Raw genomic sequence first — 19,082 nt, 5'->3', positions numbered from 1 at the left:
CCGCTTCAAAGCGCGGCTCGGCTGGAAGGCCTCGCCTGGAACGCGGGAAATGCTTGATAGTCTTCCGATCGTCCATCGCGTGGCTCCCGCCTTCGTGTGGATTTCCCGCCGATCGGTGTTCTACGCTTAGTTGCCGGCCTCATCGGCGCCTTGTGCGATGGAGACGACCATGAGCGAAGACCAGGAAGCAGGGTTCGTCCTCCGGGTCATCTCCGGCCCCCTGGCCGGGCAGAGCGCCCGCATCCCTGGCGACCGTCCATTGCTCGTTGGCCGCGCGCCTGAATCGGATCTCTCGATCACGAGCGACGGTGAGCTCTCTGCCCTGCATTTCTCGGTGGAGCAGATCGACGGCAGCTACCTGCTCCGCGATCTGGGCAGCCGCAACGGGACGCAGGTCAACCGCGAGCGGGCGCGCGAGGTGTCGCTCCGTGACGGCGACGAGATCCGCGCGGGGGCGACCCTGTTCGCGGTGATGCACCGCGAGGCGAACCGCCGCTGCGCGCCGACCGAGCCCGCCCCGCCCTCGCGCCGCACGCGGAGGACCGCGGCGCGCGCGACGGGGGCGCCGTTCGCTGCGTCGGCGCGGGCGCGGCTCCGGCAGGAGCGCTCGCCCCTCTTCGCCGTGGTCGACGCCGCCCGGGACCCGCGCATCCGGCTGCTGCTCGGCGAGGCGGGCGAGCAGAGCGCCTCGCTCTATACCGGCTTCCAGGGCGAGATCCTCGCCGACGTCGGCCCCACGCTGGTGCGCCTCCCGCACGGGTCCAGGCTGCTCGACGCCCTGGTCGACGGCGGCTGGGGCGACTGCTGGGGCGTCTTCCTGACGAGCGACCGCCCGTTCAGCGACGTGCGGAAGCACCTCCACAGATTTCTCCTGGTCGAGAGCAGAACAGGCAAGCAGCAGTATTTCCGGTTCTACGATCCACGGGTACTCCGTGGCTTCCTGCCCACGTGTGGTCCGCGAAAGCTCGAGGCGCTGTTCGAGCAGGTCGAGGCCTTCGCCATGGAGGCCGAGGATCCGGGGAAGCTGCTGCGCTTCACCGCCCGAGGCGGCAAGGCGCTGCGCGAGGAATCGGCGCTGGAACGCGAAGGCTGACGGCCCGCGCCGGCGCGGCGCGGGCCAGCGTGGATCAGCGCGGCGGCGCGCCGGCGGGGCCACCTGGCTCCGGCGCAGGGAGATCCCAGGCGATGATGCGCAGGAGCTCCGCCACGCTGAAGGCCTGCGCGAAGCTGCCACCAGGGTGGTGCGGCGGCTCGCCGGAGGCGACCTCGGGCACCTGGCCGAGCGTGATCTCGTTCGCGGCCGCGGAGGCAGCGAGCCGGTGCAGCAGCGGGATCACGTGCTCGCCGAGCGTGGAGAAGCGCCGGGCGGCGCGCGCGTAGAACCCGAGCAGGAACGGCCAGGCCGTGCCCTGGTGGTAGGCGCTGTCGCGCGCCTCGGGGCCTCCCTGGTACCGGGGCGCGTAGGCCGGATCGGCCGGCGAGAGCGTGCGCACGCCGGCGGGGGTCACGAGCTCCAGGCGGACCCGATCGAGCAGCGACGCGGCCCGCTCCGGCGTGAAGCAGGCGGGATCCACGGCGACGGCGATCAGCGCGTTGGGGCGGATCGACGCGTCGCGGAACGCGCCCTCCCCCGCCGCGTGCTCCGAGATGACGTCGTACGGGTAGCCGGTGTCCTCGCACCAGAAGCGGGCGGCGAAGCCCCGGCGCGCCGCGCTCGCGGCCGCCTCCGCCCGCCCCGCGAGGCGGGCGTCGCCGGCGGCCCGCGCGAGGCGCGCGAGCGTCTCCGAGCCCTTCGCCCACAGCGCCGTGAGCTCGACCGGGCAACCGGCGCGCGGGGTCACCGCGCGGCCCGCGACGCGCGCGTCCATCCACGTGAGCCCGTCGACGGCGCCCTCGCCCGGGCGCCCGGCGGCGAAGAGGCCGTCGGCCGTGATGTGGATCCCGTTCCGGGTCCCGCGCACGGCGGCCTCGAAGGCGTCGCGGAGCGCGCCGAGCAGCTCGCCCGCCACGAACGGGTGCGTGTCGCCGACCACGTCCGCGAGCAGGCGAGCCGCCTCGAACAGCCAGAGGGTCGCGTCGGCCGCTTGGTAATCCGCCGGCTCGCCCGCGTCGGGGAGCCGGTTCGGCACGAGGCCGTCCTGCATCGCGTCGATCATCGCGCGGAGGACGCGGATCGCGGCCTCGGTCTTGCGCGGCACGAGGTAGAGGCCGGGCAGGGAGATGAGCGCGTCGCGGCCCCACACCTCGAACCAGGGGTAGCCCGCGATGACGCTGGGCCGCGCGGCCGCGTCGGCGCGGAACGCCTCGGCCGCGATGGAGAGCTTCCGCTCCAGCAGCGGGCGCCGGGGCCCCGGGTCCTCGGCGCGGATCGCCGCGCTCGCCGCCGCGAGGAGGTTCTCCGGCTCGTCGTCGGGCAGCGCGCCCACCGCCACGAGCAGGTGAACGGGCTCGGCGCCGATCACCGTCTCGAAATGGCCCGGCGTCCAGAGATCCTCGAGGAAGTCGAGGCCGCGATCCTGCTCGCCGAGGTACTCGAAGCGTCGCCACCAGTCCTGCGAGCCGACGAACGTGCCCTGGTAGCGGAAGCAGATCCTCGGCAGCGCGCGGTTCGGCTGCACCCGGACCTCGCCCATCACGGGGCGGTCGCGCCCCGAGCCGGGCTCGCCGCGCGCCGCCCCTGCGCGCAGCTCGACCTTCTGGGAGATCCCGCCGTTCTCGCGGAGCAGCTGGTGGATGTGGCGAGCGGCGAGGAGCGGGCGCAGCGTCAGCATCACCGGATCCGCCCCGCTCCAGGCATAGCGGAGGACGGCGGCGTTCTCGCCGCGCACGAGGCCGAGCGTCACCTCTAGCTCGCCGCCCGGGACGGCGTACGCCCAGCGCGGGAGCGGATCCTGATCGAAGCGCTCGAGGTAGAACGAGCTGCTCTCCGGATCGATGCCCGGGAACTGGTGCTTGGCGAGGTCCCACCGCGGCCACGAGGCGCGGCGCTCGGACGGCGCGCCCTGCTGCCGGACCGGGCGGACGCAGGCGTCGACGTGCGAGAGCATGACGTGCCGGCGCCGCGGAGGGTCGAGGGCCGCGACGAGCAGGCCGTGGTAGCGGCGGGTGTGCATGCAGGCGATCGTCGAGCTCGCGTAGGCCCCCGCGCCGTTCGTGTGCAGCCACTCCTTGCGCGCGATCGCGAGCTGGCCCCGCACCTCGACGTGCGGCCACGGCGAGGCGTGCTCGAGCGCGGCGCCCTGCCCGCGGGGCGCCGCGGGCGTGGACGAGAGCGCGTCGTGGGTCGGAAAATTCCGTCGGGATCCGTCCGAGCTCATCGACCGCCGGTTGCCTTCCTGAGCGAATCCTCGGCGGCGGCGCGCATCACCTCGACCGGCGCCGGGAGGCCGGTCCAGAGCGTGAAGGACTGCGCCGCCTGGCCGACCAGCATCCCGAGCCCGCCTGCGGCGCGGAGCCCTCTCTCGCGCGCCGTCCGGAGGAAGGGCGTCACCGGGGGGTTGTAGACGAGGTCGTAGAGGCACACGCTCGGCGAGAGCGCGTCCCACGGGATGATGCCCGTGACCTCCTCCCCGGGCGGCCCCCCGAGCATGCCGGCGCTCGTGGCCTGGATGATCAGGTCGGCAGCGACGGTGAACTCGCTCCAGTTGAGCCGCAGCGCCACGGAGGACTTGCTGCTGATCGACCTGTCGGTCGGGATCGGCCAGGGCGCGGTGAGCGCGCCGAGCTCGGACGCGCGCTGCCCCGCGGGCGACTCGAGCATCGCCTCGGTGCCGGTCCACGAGCGGGTGGTCACGCTGATGAGGTGATAGCCGAGCAGCTTGCACGCGGCGATCGCCGCGAACGCCGCGCCGCCCGCGCCGATGATCACCGCGCGCTGGCGCGGGCTCGAGCGCGCGCCGTACGGCCCCTCCGGATCGTCCCCGCGGGGCGGGGCGGATCCCAGGAGCAGCGCGAGCTCGTCGCGGAGCGCGACCACGTCGGTGTTGTACGCCGTCACGCGCCGCGCCTCCGTCGCGCAGAGGACGTTCGCGGCGCCGACGTCGGCCGCGCTCGCGTCCACGTCGTCGACCATCGACATGATCGCGCGCTTGTGCGGGATCGTGACGTTCGCGCCGGAGATAAGGCCGCTCCGGATGTCGCTGACGAAGCGCGCGAGCTCCGCGCCGGTGGGCACGTCGAACGCGCTGTAGATGTGCGGCAGGTGGTGCGCCCGAAACGCGGCCGAGTGCATCGCCGGCGAGACCGAGTGGCCCACCGGGTGCCCCACGAGACCGAACATTCGCCGCTCAGCGTTCGACATGGTGCCTCTCCTCAGGGCCGGCCTCCGCGCCGCCCTGCCCCACCGAGACCTGGCCGGCGGCGCCCGCGCGACCGAGGGTCGGGGCGTGCTCCTCGGCCGCGAAGCCGAGCCCGAGCTGCTCGCACGCGGGCGCGCCGGGCTGCGTCCTCTTGCGCCTCGGCGCGCGGCCGGACGCGGCGCGCGGACCGCCGCCCTGGCGCGAAGGCGGCGCGGGCGCCGCCGCTGCCGCCGCTGCCGCCGCTGCCGGCGCGTGCGCGTGGCCCTCGACGAGCGGCTCGTCCGGACCTGCGGTGACGACGACCCGCGCGAGCAGCGCGCCGTGGTGCACGCGCACCGCGATCGGATCGCCCGGCGCGACCTCGCGGTGATCGCGGACCGCGCGCCCCGACGCGTCCGTCGCGATGGCGTAACCGCGCGCGAGCACGCGGAGCGGCGACATCGCCTCGAGCCGGGCCACGTCGCCCGCGAAGCCCTCCCGCAGGAGGGCGACGTGGCGGTGCGCGGCGGCGGAGAGGCGCACCGACAGCGGCCTGAGCGCCCCGCGGGCGCCCGCGAGCACCGCGCGCGGGTGGCGCGCGGCGAGCCTCCGCTCGGAGCGCTGGAGCGCGGCGCGGTCCTCGACGAGGATGCGTTCCATGCGGCGCCGGAGCCTCGCCATGGCGTCGTCGATGCGCTGCTGGGGCTCCGCCAGGATCTGCGCGGGCGAGCCGAGCCGGGCGCGCTGCCGGTCGAGATCGGCCCGAGCGCCCCGGAGCCGGTGGGCTATCGCGCGGCGCATGCGGGCCTCGAGGTGCTCCAGCGCCGCGCGGCGCGCGGCCGCGTCCGCGACGAGCATCTCTGCAGCCTGCGAGGGCGTGGCGGCGCGCGCGTCGGCGGCGAGGTCGGTCAGCGCGACGTCGATCTCGTGCCCGACGGCGCTCACGATCGGCACGCGCGCGGCCGCGACCTTCCGGACGACGATCTCCTCGTTGAACGCGCTGAGGTCGTCGGCCGAGCCGCCCCCGCGCCCCACGATGATCACCTCGATGCCCGGGAACTCCTCGAGCAGCGCGATCGCGCGCACGATCCGCTGCCCGGCGCCGGCGCCCTGCACCGGCGTGCGCGCCAGGATCAGCCGCGCGCCGCCGCGGCGGAACGCGACGGTCACGATGTCGTGGATCGCCGCGCCGTCGCCGCTCGTGACGACGCCGATGATCTGCGGATCGACGGGCAGCTTGCGCTTGCGCTCCGGCGCGAAGAGCCCCTCGGCGGCGAGCTTCTCCTTGAGGCGGAAGAGCGCCTCCAGGAGCGCGCCGCGGCCGGCGAGGCGCGCGTCGTCCGCGGAGAACTGGAGCCGGCCCCGAGGCACGTAGACCGTGGCGCGGCCCGTGAGCACGACGCGCGCGCCGTCGGCGAGCAGCTTCCGCGCGCGCGGCGCCGCGGTCCTGTACATCACGCAGTCGATGGCCGCCTCTTCGCTCTCGTCCTTGAGCGTGAAGTAGGCGTGGCCGCTGCCCACGACGCGCAGGCCCGAGATCTCGCCCTCGACGCGTACGTCCGCGGTCGACCCCTCGAGGATCCGCTTCAGCCGGCGATCCAGCTCCGCGACCGAGACCACCTCCGGCTCGGCGCCCCGCTGGCGGCGCGAGGGCGGCGGGCCCGTGAGCTCGCGAGGCTCGGCGACGGGAAGGGCCGCGAACGAGAGCTCGGGCGGGATATCGCGGCGCTGCACAGGGCAGACGTACCCTTTTGCTCGGCCTGTGGAAAGACTCTCGCGGGCCTGATCCCGCGTCAGGCGAGCCCGCCGTCGGGCGCGCGGCGAGGCTCGGCGCGGAGCGGCGGAGCGACGAGCCGTTCGCGGAGGCGATTTCGCGTGAGAGGGCCGGCTCGTGATCCGCAAGGTCCTCTTCCCTGACCGCGGCGAGATCGCCGTGTGAGTCCTCCGATCGCTGCATGAGGCCGGCCTCCAGGGCATCGCTGTCTACAGCGACGCAGGCGGCGACAACCTCCATGTCCGCCTCGCGAGCGCGTCGTACGCCATCGGCCCCGCGTCTATGGCCGAGAGCTACCTCCGCTTCGACCGGATCCGCCGCGTCACCAGGCGTTCCGGGGCGGGCGCTATCCATCTCGGGTACGGAAAACCGCGAGTACGAGGAAGCATGCGAGCGGACTTCGTCGGGTTCCTCGTCGCCGAGGAGGGGTCGCCACGCGACGTGACACGTCGCAGCGCGCGCCATCCGCGACCCGCCGGGGACGTCATCGGCAGGTCGTAACCGGTCGTAACCGGTCGTAACCGGTCGTAAGCAGTTGTAACAGAGCGGGCCTTCAACAACGCGCAGCACCCTACGCAGCGCGTTGTCCCAAAGTCCCCTCGCTCCGGCCTCGGTCAATGCTATTCTACCGCCAACTTTCGGCCGGGGTGGAGGTGCGATGGGACGCGAGGCGAAGGGCCAGAAGGACCCGCTTGGGTCCGTCGCGATGCTCCCGTCGATCGAGGTCCGAGCCCACGAGCCTCCCTCTGCGACAGGCAGGCCGGCGACGCAGCGCGCGGGCGAGCCGGCGAGCGACGCCGCCGTGACGCCTTTCCCACGAGCCCGGTGGTTCGACGCGACCGCTCCCGACGTGACGCCGGCGAGGGGCACGGACCCCCGGCGGCGCTGGGCGATCCCGCTCTTCCTGGCCGCGCTCGTGCTGGTCGTGACCGCGCGCGGCCTGATATTCCGTGCGCTGTTGCCGGTCGCCCTCGTGACGGCGGCGGTCGCGCTGCTCGCGCGGAGACGGCGCCAGCTCGTGCCCCCTCCGCAGGTGAGCCGGCGCGGGCTGAGCCTCGAGGGCGATCAGCTGCTCCTTCGAAGCCAGGGCAGCGCTGCTCCGCACGTGCTGCTCACCACCCGCGAGCGGTTCGGCGTCACGCTCCTCGCGACGCCGCGCCGGGATCGTATCGTCGCTCTGCTCAGCTCCAGCGCCGGGATGTCCTCCATCGGGGCCGGCTTCGACGGCCCCTCGCGGCGCACCTTCGCCTCGCTGCTCGACCACGCGTCCGTCGTGGGCTCCGACGAGGTCGGGCTCGAGGCGATCGGCCCGGACGGCGAGCCGATCTCGCTCAGCCCCGCGGCGCTCGCCGCGCTCCTCGAGGAGCTCACGCTGCGCTCTCCTGGGTGCCTCGATCGCTTCCTCCTGACCGACGCGCGCGGCGCCGCCCTCGGCCTCGACAGCCGGGAGCTCCGCGCCGGCGGCCGCGTCTTCGATCTGACGGCGCCGCTCGAGTGGCGCGCGTTCGTGTTCCAGGAGGCGCTCGGGCAGGCGATCGCGGTGTACCAGGGAACGTGGGTACGCCAGGGTACCAACGAGATCTCCCTCGTCTGTCTGCTCCCCGCGATGACGCCTCCGCTCGACGGGCTGGGGGCATCGCTCGGCCCGCTCGATCGCGGCGCGCTCCGCGACCTCCGGCTGATGCAGGGCATACCGGAGAGCCCGCCGCCCGCCGATCAGCGCGTCGCCATCGATCGCCTGCTGATGGTCCCGATCCGCTCCGCGCTGGACAAGACGCCCCGGCCCGCAGCGCAGGCGCCGCGCGCGCGCGCATGACGCATCCACCGTGAACCCAGCGCCAGGGTTGTCCTGATGGGTCGACGAGACGGCGCGCCAGGGCTGCCCTGACAGAGCGAGGAGACAGCGCGCGGGCGTCGTGCTTCGCTTGACTCCCGCGCGCGGGCACGGGTAAACCGCGCTCGGTATCCAGGCGATTTCGAGTCACCACGTCCCATACGACATCCGGAGGCGATCCATGGCCGTCGATATCCAGAAACTGTTCAACGAGGAGCTGCCCGCTGCGCTGGTGAAGCATTCGGACGCGGCCAAGCAGATCGGCGGGAAGTACCAGATCAACGTGACGGGCGAGGGCGGCGGCGAGTGGCTGATCGACCTGTCCGACAGCGGGCCCAAGCTCTCCTCGGGCAACCCTGGCAACGCGGATGTCACGATCTCGCTCAGCAGCGAGGATTTCCAGAAGCTGCACGAGAACCCGCAGGCCAACTCGATGCAGCTCTTCTTCGCGGGCAAGCTGAAGGTCACGGGCAACCAGATGCTCGCGATGAAGCTCCCGAAGCTGTTCCAGCTCAACGCGGGCTGATCCGGGCGCCGGCAGAGACAGGGCGAGCCCACCTGCGCCGCCGTGCGCCCCCTCACCGACACGCGCGTCCTCGATCTTTCGAGGCTCTTGCCAGGCCCCTTCGCGACCCTCGTGCTCGCGGATCTCGGCGCCACGGTGGACAAGATCGAGGACGTCGCCGGCGGGGACTTCCTGCGCCAGCTCCCCCCGCAGGTCGCCGGAGAGTCCGCGGCGTTCCAGCTCTTGAACCGCGGCAAGCGCGGCGCCCTGCTCGACCTGAAGACGCCTGAGGGGCGCGACGCCTTCCGCCGGCTCGTCGCCAGCTACGACGTGCTCTTCGACCAGTTCCGCCCGGGGGTGCTCGATCGGCTCGGGCTCGGTCACGCGGCGCTGCGCGCGGACAACCCGCGGCTCATCGTCTGCGCGCTGACCGGCTACGGTCAGACGGGCACCCTGGCGGCGCGCGCGGGGCACGATCTGAACTACATCGCGCGCGCGGGGATCCTCGGCGCGCAGGGGCCCGCCGAGGGGCCGCCGCAGGTACCAGGCTTCCAGGTCGCCGACATGAGCGGCGGGATGTGGTGCGTGATCGCCATCCTCGCCGCGCTGCGTGAGCGGGAGCGGACCGGGCAGGGCGCGGTGCTCGACATCGCCATGACCGACGGCGTGCTCGGCTTCGCCCTTCCCACGCTCGCCGCCGCGCTCGCGAGCGGCGACGAAGCGGCCAGGGAGACAGCGCGCGGGGCGGGCGGCGAGCCGCTCACCGGCGGGCTCGCGCTGTACAACACCTACCTCTCGAAGGACGGGCACGCGATGGCCCTCGCCGCGCTGGAGCCGAAGTTCTGGGCCTCGTTCTGCGAGGGCGCCGGGCTCGATCCCGACCCGAGCGCGCTCGTCCCCGGGCCGCACCAGGCCGAGCTCAAGCGCAAGCTGGCCGCCGTCGTTCGGGAGCGGACGCGCGCCGAGTGGGAGACCTTCGCCGCCGAGCGCGACTGCTGCTTCGAGCCGGTCCTCGATCCGCGCAGCGCCGCGGCGGATCCCCACCTCGCCTCGCGCGATCTCCTGTTCGAGATCGCCTCGCCACGCGGCCGGATCCCCCAGCTGAGGACGCCGGTCACGCCGACGGGCGTCGCGTTCGCGCCGGCGCCTCGCGCCGGCGAGCACACGCGCGCCGTGCTCCGCGACGCGGGCTTCTCGGAAGGGGACATCGACGCGCTGATCCGCGCTGGCGCGGCGCAGGAGGCGCGCTGACGGCCGCCGTTCGCGAGCGCGCCACGTGCCACGTGCCACGTCGAAGACGCGCGCGGCGCGCCGGCAGCGGCGACCGAGCTCCTGCTTCGCGTCAGATCTTCTTCAGCTCGTCGACGAACTCCCAGTCGGCGATGAGGTGCTTCTTCAGCATCAGCGACAGGAGCGCGGCGAACATCGCCTCCCAGCGCACGTTGTTGCCGAGGATCTCGCTCGCGTCGGCGCCGTGCGACACCGCGCGCAGCGCGGAAACCAGATCGCGCGCGGTGAGGCCCGAGTCGTCCGCCGTGGGAGGCGGAGGCGGCTCCGACTGCGCGGTGGCGCGGGGGGACGGGGCTTCTTTCCGCTGCTGCGGTTGCTGCTGCTGCGATTTGGACCCGCGCGCGGGGAGCGTGATCGTCGTCCCGTCGAGCAGGGTGAGCGAGACCATCCGCCGGCGACCGCGGCCTTGCGGCGCGGGGATGTTGCGCACCTCGCGCTCGCTCGGGGGCTCGTCGCCGTAGTCGGGCACGCTCTCCGGGATGGTGCGCGCCGCAACGCTGGCGCGTCCGAGCACCGCGCCGAGGAGGGCCGCGGCTGGCGTGCTCGACGTTGGCGCCCCGTCCATGCTCGGCGCCGCGTCGCCGGCGGACGCCGAGACGGGCCCCGGCGCGGAGCTCGGGCGCATCGTCTTCCGGCGCTCCGGCTGCGCTGCCTGCGCCTGCGTGGACTGCGCCTGCGCCGCCTGCGTGAACTGCGCCTGCGCTGGCTGCGCAGGTTGCGCGGGCTGCGCGGATCGTGCTGCCTGCGCCGCCGCGAGCAACTCCGGCGTCGGCGCGACCTTCAACGTCGGCCGCGAGCGCTCGTCCGGTCGGCCGCGGATCTGCCGCTCCTCCGGGGAGCTGCGGACTTCCTTGGCCACGGGGCGAGGCGCTTCCCACGCCAGCTCGTCATCCATGACGCCCACGTCGGAGGGGTCGACGTCGGAGGTCTCGATCGCCGGCCCCGCGTCCTCGACCAGCCGCGCCCCGGATCGCATCGCGGGCCTGGTGAGCAGCAAGGGCTCCGGCGTCGATGGCGTCAGCGGCGTGTCCTCCGCGTGGCGCGCGGTCTCGGGCGCTCCGGAGAGCTCGGACGAAGGCGGCGGGTCGGCGGGGCGCGCCCGCGACTGCGGCTCGCTCACCTGGGCCTGCTTCGCCGCGGGCGCGGGCGGCGGCGCCGAGCGGGCGCGCGCTCCGTAATAGACCCGGATCGCGTTCCGGATGTCGCTCGGCGGAGCGATCATCGCGCGCACGGGCAGACCGGAGAACGCCATGCACTCCTTCATGCCGTCCTCGTTCGTCGGATCGTCCATCGCGACGTACAGCGTCTCGCCCTGGTTGCGGACGTGGCGAACGTAGATCGGGACGAGGCAGTAACGCTCGGCCACGTCGTGCGGGACGAGGTTGAGCAGCTGCCGCGAGAACTCGATGTGCAGGAGCGACACCCAGGGGACAGCGAGCTGGTGCGACAGGATCTGCGTCAGCTGGGTCTCGTTGATGAGCCCTTGCTCGACAAGGAGCGTCCCCAGCCGCCGGCCATCCGTACGCTGCTGCTCCAGGGTCCTCTCGAGGGCGTCCTGGGTGATCATCCGCGCGTCGACCAGGAGCTGACCGAGACGTAGGCGAGGCGTAACCATCGCGCCCGAGGTTACCCCAAGAAGGATCCAGGACCTAACAGACGGCTGGACGAGCCCCCCCGCCCCCTCCAGACGGCGCCCCCGCGGGCCGAGGGAGACCTCGACTCCAATCGTTATCGCGAACGTGGTAAGGTCCCGCGCGTGTCCACAGTGGTCTGCCCGCAATGCGCGAATCCGTGCGAGCAGGCGCACAAATTCTGCCCGGTGTGCGGCTTCCCGATCTCGGAGTTCAACCGGACGTCCGACGATCCGCTGATCGGGACGACGCTCCCGGGCAACTACGTGATCCTGGAGCTCGTCGGGGTGGGCGGCATGGGCCGCGTGTACAGGGCCGAGCAGAAGGCCCTGGGGCGCACCGTGGCCGTCAAGATCATCCATCCCCACCTGCTCGGCGACGAGAGCGCTTCGGTCCGGTTCATCACCGAGGCGCGCGCCGCGAGCCGCCTCAACCACCCGAACTCGGTCGGGGTCATCGACTTCGGTAAGAACGGCGGGCAGCTCTACCTCGTCATGGAGTTCCTGCGCGGGCGCGACCTCGCCCGCGTCGTCTACGAGGACGGCCCGCTCCCGTTCCGCCGCATCGTCGACATCCTCTGCCAGGTGCTCGCGGCGCTCGCCGAGGCGCACCACCTCGGCATCATCCACCGCGATCTCAAGCCCGAGAACATCGTGCTCGAGCCGATGCGCTCGGGCGGCGACTTCGTGAAGGTCGTCGACTTCGGCCTCGCGAAGCTGAAGGGGGAGGTCGCGACCACGAACATCACGAGCCCGGGCATCGTCTGCGGGACCCCGGACTACATGGCCCCCGAGCAGGGGCGCGGCGATCCGATCGACGCGCGGAGCGACCTCTACGCGTGCGGCGTCATCCTGTTCCAGCTGCTGACCGGCCGGCTCCCGTTCGAGGCGGAATCGCCGACGCAGGTGGTGCTCATGCACCTCTCCTTGCCGCCGCCCGATCCCGCCCTGCTCGCGCCGGAGCGCGAGATCCCCGAGCCGCTCGTGGAGGTCACGCTCCGGGCGCTCGAGAAGGACGCCGCGCGGCGCTACCAGTCGGCGGACGAGTTCGCGGCGGCGCTGCGCGCGGCGCTCGGGACGTTCGACACCCCCTCGGGGCGCTTCTCGTTCGCCGACGCGACGGTCATCTGCGGCTCGTGCCGGGCCATCGTGCCGCGCGGCCAGAAGTTCTGCGGCGAGTGCGGCGCCAGGATCGCGCAGGCGCACTCGCCCGCCCCTGCACCGCGCGCGGCGCCCCAGGCCGCCCGGCGCGATCGCGCCCCCTCGGCCCCCACGCTCCCGCTCCCGTTCGCGGCGCGCGAGGACGACCTCGCGTGGCTCGACACCTGCCTCGCCGACGTCGAGGGCTCGGTCGTCGCCGCGCGCATCGTCGGCGAGCACGGCGTCGGCAAGACCCGGCTCCTCCGCGAGTTCCTCGACGTCGCCGCGAGCCGGGGCGACATCGTCATCCAGACCGGCCCGGACCCGTGGGGCGCGGAGGTCGGCTACTACGCGCTCCGCTGGGCGATCGCCGGGCTCGCCGAGCTCCCGCCCGACGGCGGCAACGCGTCGAACTGGAGCGGCGCGACGCCGGAGGCGCGGCGCGGGCTGCTCGAGATCTTCGGCAAGGGCGAGCGCGGGAGCGACGTGCGCAGGCACGCCTGGAACAAGCCGACGGCGGGGGGCCTCTCGCCCGACGATCGCCGCTTCATCGCCGCGGAGGCCCTGCGCTGGGCGCTCTCTCGCGCGCAGCAGACCGCCTTCCCGCACCGGGTCCTGCTCGCGATCGACGACCTGCACGCCGTCGACGGCGCGAGCCGGAACGCGTTCGCCGACGTGATCGCGGAGCCGCCGCTCGCGGCGCTGCTCATCGTCGCCAGCCACACGCCGGGCTTCGAGCCCGAGTGGGGCGGCGCCGTGCGCGCGCTCGGCGGCCTCCCGAAGGACATCGCGCTCTCGCTCCTCCGCAGCAGCGTGGGCCTGGACCACCGCGCCGCCCGCAAGACGCCGCCGAGCATGGGCGGCCTGCGGCTGTCGCCGCGGCGCGACCCGTCGGACGGCGCCGCCGATCAAACCCCGCTGGCCCTGCCGCCGAGCGCGGCGAGCCCGGCCGTCCTCGGCGGCGAGGCCGCCACGGTGCCGCCGCTCTACATCGACCAGCTGGTCCGCTACACGCTCGAGGGGGGCAGCGATCCGCCCGCGCGGATGGCCGACCTCGTCGCCGCGCGGATCGAGCGGCTGCCGCAGGACGCGCGCCGCACGCTGCAGGCGCTCGCCGTCATCGGCGACGCGGCGGACCGGGCCACGCTGCAGCGCCTGCTGCCGGACATCCGCGCCTTCGACGACCTGCTCGGCAAGCTCGCGGCGGCGGGCATGATGGAGGAGCACTCGAGCGGCATCCGCACGGCGCACCCGCTGCTCCGCGACGTGACGCTCGCGACGATCCCGGCCGGCGTCCGGCGCGATCTGCACGCCAAGGCGACGTTCGACAGCGCGGGCGACCCGCTCGCGCTGCCGCTCGAGGTGCAGGCGATCCACGCCTACCACGCGCAGAACGCGTTCGTCGCGCTGATGCTCCTCGAGCAGGCGGCGGACCGCTCCGCCGCGCGCGGGGACAGCGCCGGCAGCGTGCTCGCGCTGCGCCGCGGCCTCGATCTGGCGCGGCGGGAGATCTTCCGGGGCGAGCTCGACGATCCGGTGCGCGCCGTCCTGATCTTCAGCCGGAAGCTCGGCGAGGCGCTCGCGCGCGCCGGAGATCTGACCGACGCCGACGGCGTGCTGCGCGAGGCGCTCGACCTCGCCGGCCCAGGCGGGCCTGATCGCGCGCTCGTCCTGGGCGCGCTCGCGCACGTGGCGCACCAGCGCGAGCGCACGGGCGAGGCGTCGATGTACCTCCGCGAGGCGATGGACCTCGCCCGGCAGGGCGCCGACAGCGACGTGGTGCAGTCGCTCGACAAGATGCGGCGCGAGTGGATGGCGCGCTGAGCGAGAGACGGTGAACGACGAGGAACGATCGCGAGGGCCCGGATCGCCGGCGAACGCAGCGGCATCGCCGCCGCGCGCGCCGTTCATCGCGCGGTGGGACCTCGACAAGACCTACCTCCGGACCGACTTCGACACGCTGCGCGACCTCGTGCGGACCGCGATCGAGCGGCCGGATCAGAAGCGCACCGTGCCGGGCGCGGGGTCGCTCCTGCGCGAGCTCGGCCGCGCGGGCGTCGAGACCCACATCCTCTCGGGCAGCCCGGAGCAGCTCCGCTCCCGCATCGAGCAGAAGCTGCGGCTCGACGGCGCGCGCTGGGCGTCGCTCACGCTGAAGCCCAACCTGCAGAACATCCTCCGGCTGCGCTTCCGCGCGCTGCGCGGGCAGCTCGGCTACAAGCTGCCCGCGCTGCTCCAGCGGCGCTGCGAGCTCGCGGATCAGCGCGACCCGAGCGGCGCGCTGATCCGCGAGGTGCTGCTCGGGGACGACGCGGAGGCCGACGCGTTCGTCTACTCGCTGTACGCGGACGTCTGCGAGGGCCGGGTCACCCCGCTGGAGCTCGGCGAGGTGATGCGGCTCGGGCACGCGTACGACGACACCATCGTCGAGGCGATCCGGTTCGCGAGCTATGTCGAGAAGGGCCCCGTCGTCGAGCGCATCCTGATCCACCTCGACCGCCAGTCCTCGCCCTCGGATTTCCGGATCTTCGGCGACCGGGTCGTCCCCTTCTACAACTACCTTCAGGCGGCGTTCGTCCTCCACGAGGACGGCCGGATCGCGGCGCACGCGGTGCTCCGCGTCGCGCAGTCGCTGGTCGTCGCCCACAACTTCGACAGCGTCGCGCTCGCGCGGAGCTACGTCGATCTGTCGCGCCGCGGGCACGTCTCCGGCAAGGGCATCGCGTCCCTCGCGGCCGCCTACGGCGAGCTCGCGCAGCGCAGGGCCGCGGGCGCGAGCGATCTCGGCGCGATGGTCGCGGAGCTCACCCGGCTCTGCAGCGATCTGCGCCCCGCCGTGAACCGGCCGCACGCAGACATCGACTACCGCGCGCTCGCCGCCGGCCACAACCGCCGCTCGAAGCGCGGCCGCTGACAGCGGGCGTGCGCGGTGGCCGCGCCGGCCACGGCGTCGGCGCGGGGCGCCGCCGCGGGGAGGCCCTCGCGCTCACAGCCAGGCGTTGTTGAGGATCTCGCCGACGCCGCCGGCGCCCGGGACGATGTACTGGATGCTGTTCAGGCCGCGCTCCTCGTCCCAGTGCGTGCCCGGCTCGGTCTTGAGGACGCGCGCCGGCGAGAGCCCGCGATCGAGCCGGAGCGCGTAGATGATCGCGTCCGGGTGGGCCTCGGTGACGCGGCGGATGTACTCGGGCGTGACGATGAGGTGCATGGCGATGCACTTGGCCGGCCGCCCCTCGAGCGCGGTCTTGTAGTACGTCATGGCGCTGACCATGGACGAGCCGGTGGCGCCCATCGGGTCGGGGAAGAGCACGTGGCGCCCCTCGACGTCGCGGCCGATCTTGGCGTCGTGCCAGGTCGCGCCGACGACCTCGCCCTGCTCGTTCGTCTGCCGGCTCATGAACAGGTGATCCTGCCGGACCAGCGCGGGGTCGAGGACCTCGTTCAAGAGCTCGTAGACCACCTGGGAAGGCATCGTCCCGGCGCGCGCGATGCCCACGGTGACGGCCTTGGTCGCGCGCGACAGCGCGGCGCCGCGATACACGGCCTCCGGGTGGGAGGAGATCATCCGGGTCGGGATATCGACGCGCGCGCGCCCCAGCTCGGCGGCGAGGACCGCGCGCGCCAGGTTCTGGTAGAGAACGCCGACGAGGCGCCCGACGTCGGGCTGGACCGTCTCCGGGGAGCAGGCTCGAGCCAGCAGAGTCCATGCGAGCGGGTCATCGAGCAGGTGCACGCCCGGACCGTACCGGTGGCCGATTTCGGGGGGCCGGAATCGACTCTCAGCGTACGCAACGTCGACCATCGTTTTTCTGTTACACTACCTGGCCCGGCGCGGGGTATTCCTCCGGGTGCGCGCCGGTGCTCTCCCCGGGAGCGGAGTGGTTTCGAAGCGATGAGGGCGCCCGCCCAGCGGGCTGTCCCGGTGGACTTGCAAAGGAAGGGATGTTCGGTGGATAGCGACCTTGCCGAGTCGGTTGCGGCGCTCAAGGATGCCTTTGTCCGAAGAGGCATCCCTGCGAGGTTCGGAAAGGCGGCTCCAGCGGCGGTGGAAGAGCTGCGCAAGACGCTGCGGGTGCCCGCGAGGTACCGCGCTTTCCTGCAGGAGGCCGACCCGCTCGACGTCGAGACGGTGACCCCGGTCGAGCGTGTACGCCTCATCCCCTCCGAGAAGCTCGCGGCCGAGCAGCTAGCGAACGGCGGCGACAGCTCCCTCCCGGGCTGGCGCAAGAGCTGGATCCTCATCGCTCGCAGCGCCCTGCTGGGAGATCCCTATTTCCTCGACATCTCGAAGCTCGACGCCGAGGGGGACTGCCCCGTGTTCACCTGTATGACGGGGACCGAGTCGCTCAAGCCGGAGCTCTGTGCGTCGAGCTTCCAGCAGTTCCTGCGCATCCTCGCTACCTCGATGGAGGTCGCGTCCGGCTTCGGAGAGAGCGGCCTCGACGACGACGATGAGGCCATCTTCCGCGAGGCGCTCGCGCCGAAGATCAAGACCATCGACTCCGCGGCGCTCCGCGCGGGCCACTGGACCTGACGTAACCTCCACGGCGCGCTGCTCACCGGGCGCGCCGCGGATCGAGCTGACCGCGCCATGGCCAGGTGCCTCGTATGCAACGCCGAGAACCCGGGCTCCGCCCGGTTCTGTGTGGCGTGCGGCGCGTCGCTGACCGCGAACGAGGCGGGCGTCGGCGCGGCGGCCTCGGCGCCTCCTGCGCCCGGCCCGCGGACGACCGTCCCTGGGCAGCCGCTGCTGGGCGCGCTGGTGCCCGAGGATCCGGCGCACAGGGCAAGCCTCTCGGCCCTCGCGGCCGGCGGCGCGAACGGGCCCGCGGCGAACGTCCACGCGCCTCACGTCGTCCCCGCGCCGCTGGCGGGCTCGCTGCCGCGGCGCGCGCCGGGCGGCCACCTGCCGGCGGGGACGCTCGTCGATCAGAAGTACGTGGTCGAGCGGGTGCTCGGCGAGGGCGGCATGGGCGTCGTCTATCTCGCTCGGGACGTCCACACCGGCCTGCACGTGGTGCTGAAGGCGGTGCGCCAGGAGCTCGGGCACCGGCCGGACGTGCGCGCGAGGACGCTCGCCGAGGGCCGCGCGCTCGCGCAGATCGATCATCCGAACGTCGTCCACCTGAAGGCGGTGGTGGCGGAGCGAGACGACCTCTGGCTCGTCATGCAGTACATCGACGGCGAGAGCCTGGAGCAGACGCTCGCCAGGTACGCCGAGGAGCGCCGGCGGATGCCCCTGCCCGAGGCGCTCTCGATCTTCGGCCAGATCGCCTCCGGCATCGCGGCCGCGCACCGCGAGGGGGTGATCCACCGCGATCTCAAGCCGGCGAACGTGCTCATCCGCGGCAAGGACGGCGTCGCGAAGGTCACCGACTTCGGCATCGCCAAGGCCGAGGCGGACGCGCTCGCGGGGCGCGGGCTGACCAAGGGGATCATCGGCTCGCTCTATTACATGTCGCCGGAGCAGGTCCTCGGGCGCCGCGACCTCGACAAGCGGGTGGACATCTACGCGCTGGGCGTCGTGCTCTACGAGATGCTGGTGGGGCAGGTGCCGTTCGACGCCGAGAGCGACATCGAGATCATGCGGCAGCACGCGGAGGTGCCGCTCCCCCTGGTCAGCGCCGTGCGTCACGACGTCCCTCCGGCGCTCGACGCCTTCCTCCAGAAGGCGTGCGCCAAGGAGCGGGCGGATCGCTTTGCCAGCTGCGAGGAGCTGCTCGCCGCGCTCGACGCGATCGCCCACCCTGCGCCGGCCGCGGCCGCCGCGCCGCTCGGCGCGTCGAGCCGCCCGCCGCCGCCCGCGGCCACGACGGTCGACGAGGTCCGCGAGGGGCTGCGGTCGCCGTCGGGCGCGCCGCTGGCGAGCGGGCCTCGGGGGCCACAGCGCGCGCGCGGCTCGTGGCTCGCGATCGGCGCCGGGGCCCTCGTGATGTTCGGCGGGGCCGCCGCGCTGCTCGGGCTGGGCGTGCTCGACAGGCCGCGCGATGGTCGCCGGCGGGCCGTCTCGTCGAGGGAGCAGCGCCCGGCGGCCAGCGCGAGCAGCACCACCCCGGCGGCGAGCGCGGAGCAACCGCAGCCGTCGCCGCTCGCCGGCCTCACCGGGCTGTGGGTCGGCAACGGGCGCGAGCTCGAGGCCGTCCTTGCCGGCGAGTCGCTCGAGTTCCGGGTCCGCCGCCCGGAGCAGTTCGCGCCGCAGGACTATGCCGAGGGCGAGGCCCGCTTCTCGCTGCGCGAGATCCCCGGCGAGACCGGGGTGTTCGCCGTCGAGGACCGGCTCCGCTTCATCGCCCCCGAGTCGCGCAAGTTCGATCCGGCCCGCTCCAGGGGCACCTGCCAGGACGTCCGTAGCGCGGTGGAGGGCCACCCCCTGCGCGCGAGCTTCGACGGGGCCCGCCTGAGCGTCGAGTTCGCGAAGATCGAGCCCTCGACGAGCAACTTCGTGGTGGAGCGCGGCAAGGTCGTCAGCTGCGTCGGCCTCAGCGCCCTCCCCGCCACGCGCGTCGTCAGCACGCTGTCGAGGATGTGACGGGCTAGACCGCTCCAGAGCGGCGGTCACCCGCACAGGAGACGGGCTCAGCTCGGCGTTTTCGGCGCGGAAGCGCGCTCAGGTGCGCTGAGCACCGAAAACG

At 73.5% G+C, this 19,082-nt stretch carries 14 protein-coding genes; 9 read left to right on the top strand and 5 right to left on the bottom strand.

Translation table 11 applies throughout. The features are described from left to right. The first annotated feature begins 169 nt into the window (after positions 1–169). Positions 170–1,093: a DUF4123 domain-containing protein gene (locus tag WME95_RS13920; RefSeq protein WP_437908887.1), complete on the top strand. Its 924-nt coding sequence runs from the start codon at positions 170–172 to the stop codon at positions 1,091–1,093. A 34-nt stretch (positions 1,094–1,127) separates the two neighbouring features. Here WME95_RS13920 and WME95_RS13915 read toward each other — a convergent pair whose 3' ends face one another. Genes WME95_RS13915 through xseA form a run of 3 tightly spaced genes read right to left on the bottom strand, consistent with a single transcriptional unit; the run spans position 1,128 to position 6,011 of the window. Next, a complete protein-coding gene (locus WME95_RS13915; RefSeq protein ID WP_437908885.1) occupies positions 1,128–3,317 on the bottom strand; it encodes an amylo-alpha-1,6-glucosidase in 2,190 nt (729 codons plus the stop codon). Next, positions 3,314–4,300, bottom strand: a complete 987-nt coding sequence (locus WME95_RS13910; RefSeq protein ID WP_437908883.1) for a shikimate dehydrogenase family protein — start codon at positions 4,298–4,300, stop codon at positions 3,314–3,316. Before WME95_RS13910 ends, WME95_RS13915 begins: the two co-directional genes overlap by 4 nt. After that, positions 4,287–6,011 (bottom strand): exodeoxyribonuclease VII large subunit, encoded by a 1,725-nt coding sequence (xseA, locus tag WME95_RS13905; protein ID WP_437908881.1) that lies wholly within the window; start codon positions 6,009–6,011, stop codon positions 4,287–4,289. Before xseA ends, WME95_RS13910 begins: the two co-directional genes overlap by 14 nt. 217 nt (positions 6,012–6,228) lie before the next feature. Here xseA and WME95_RS13900 point away from each other — a divergent pair, with 217 nt between their 5' ends. The 4 genes from WME95_RS13900 to WME95_RS13885 all read left to right on the top strand — a co-directional run bounded on the left by WME95_RS13900 (position 6,229) and on the right by WME95_RS13885 (position 9,641). Further along, positions 6,229–6,552 (top strand): biotin carboxylase N-terminal domain-containing protein, encoded by a 324-nt coding sequence (locus WME95_RS13900; protein ID WP_437910982.1) that lies wholly within the window; start codon positions 6,229–6,231, stop codon positions 6,550–6,552. A gap of 157 nt (positions 6,553–6,709) precedes the next feature. After that, positions 6,710–7,867 (top strand): IMP dehydrogenase, encoded by a 1,158-nt coding sequence (locus WME95_RS13895; protein WP_437908880.1) that lies wholly within the window; start codon positions 6,710–6,712, stop codon positions 7,865–7,867. A gap of 199 nt (positions 7,868–8,066) precedes the next feature. Continuing rightward, positions 8,067–8,411, top strand: a complete 345-nt coding sequence (locus WME95_RS13890) for an SCP2 sterol-binding domain-containing protein (protein WP_012235105.1) — start codon at positions 8,067–8,069, stop codon at positions 8,409–8,411. A 42-nt stretch (positions 8,412–8,453) separates the two neighbouring features. Beyond that, on the top strand, positions 8,454–9,641 hold the full coding sequence (locus WME95_RS13885) for a CaiB/BaiF CoA transferase family protein (protein ID WP_437908878.1): 1,188 nt from the start codon (positions 8,454–8,456) through the stop codon (positions 9,639–9,641). A gap of 91 nt (positions 9,642–9,732) precedes the next feature. On the opposite strand, the gene WME95_RS13880 is transcribed toward WME95_RS13885, so the two are convergent. Beyond that, complete coding sequence (locus WME95_RS13880) at positions 9,733–11,295, bottom strand: hypothetical protein (RefSeq protein ID WP_437908876.1); 1,563 nt, start codon at positions 11,293–11,295, stop codon at positions 9,733–9,735. 141 nt (positions 11,296–11,436) lie between these two features. Here WME95_RS13880 and WME95_RS13875 point away from each other — a divergent pair, with 141 nt between their 5' ends. Next, positions 11,437–14,274 (top strand): protein kinase domain-containing protein, encoded by a 2,838-nt coding sequence (locus tag WME95_RS13875; RefSeq protein WP_437908874.1) that lies wholly within the window; start codon positions 11,437–11,439, stop codon positions 14,272–14,274. Positions 14,275–14,284: 10 nt separating this feature from the next. Then, a complete protein-coding gene (locus tag WME95_RS13870; protein WP_437908873.1) occupies positions 14,285–15,364 on the top strand; it encodes a hypothetical protein in 1,080 nt (359 codons plus the stop codon). A 72-nt stretch (positions 15,365–15,436) separates the two neighbouring features. On the opposite strand, the gene WME95_RS13865 is transcribed toward WME95_RS13870, so the two are convergent. Then, entirely contained in the window at positions 15,437–16,252 is an 816-nt protein-coding gene (locus tag WME95_RS13865; protein WP_437908872.1) for a uracil phosphoribosyltransferase, read from the bottom strand. A gap of 243 nt (positions 16,253–16,495) precedes the next feature. Between WME95_RS13865 and WME95_RS13860 the strand changes: the two genes are divergently transcribed. Further along, positions 16,496–16,984, top strand: coding sequence for an SMI1/KNR4 family protein (locus tag WME95_RS13860; protein ID WP_437908871.1), 489 nt, complete (start codon positions 16,496–16,498; stop codon positions 16,982–16,984). A 57-nt stretch (positions 16,985–17,041) separates the two neighbouring features. Further along, positions 17,042–18,979, top strand: a complete 1,938-nt coding sequence (locus WME95_RS13855; protein ID WP_437552300.1) for a protein kinase domain-containing protein — start codon at positions 17,042–17,044, stop codon at positions 18,977–18,979. Positions 18,980–19,082 lie beyond the last annotated feature (103 nt).

Source organism: Sorangium sp. So ce327, assembly GCF_051530205.1.
GTDB classification, from domain to species: Bacteria; Myxococcota_A; Polyangia; order Polyangiales; family Polyangiaceae; genus Sorangium; species Sorangium cellulosum_B.
This window is presented reverse-complemented; position numbering and strand designations above follow the sequence as displayed.

Coding starts and splice junctions, on each gene's coding strand:
- WME95_RS13920 (WP_437908887.1), top strand. CDS start 170: ATGAGCGAAGACCAGGAAGCAGGGTTCGTCCTCCGGGTCATCTCCGGC.
- WME95_RS13915 (WP_437908885.1), bottom strand. CDS start 3,317: ATGAGCTCGGACGGATCCCGACGGAATTTTCCGACCCACGACGCGCTC.
- WME95_RS13910 (WP_437908883.1), bottom strand. CDS start 4,300: ATGTCGAACGCTGAGCGGCGAATGTTCGGTCTCGTGGGGCACCCGGTG.
- WME95_RS13895 (WP_437908880.1), top strand. CDS start 6,710: ATGGGACGCGAGGCGAAGGGCCAGAAGGACCCGCTTGGGTCCGTCGCG.
- WME95_RS13890 (WP_012235105.1), top strand. CDS start 8,067: ATGGCCGTCGATATCCAGAAACTGTTCAACGAGGAGCTGCCCGCTGCG.
- WME95_RS13880 (WP_437908876.1), bottom strand. CDS start 11,295: ATGGTTACGCCTCGCCTACGTCTCGGTCAGCTCCTGGTCGACGCGCGG.
- WME95_RS13865 (WP_437908872.1), bottom strand. CDS start 16,252: ATGGTCGACGTTGCGTACGCTGAGAGTCGATTCCGGCCCCCCGAAATC.
- WME95_RS13855 (WP_437552300.1), top strand. CDS start 17,042: ATGGCCAGGTGCCTCGTATGCAACGCCGAGAACCCGGGCTCCGCCCGG.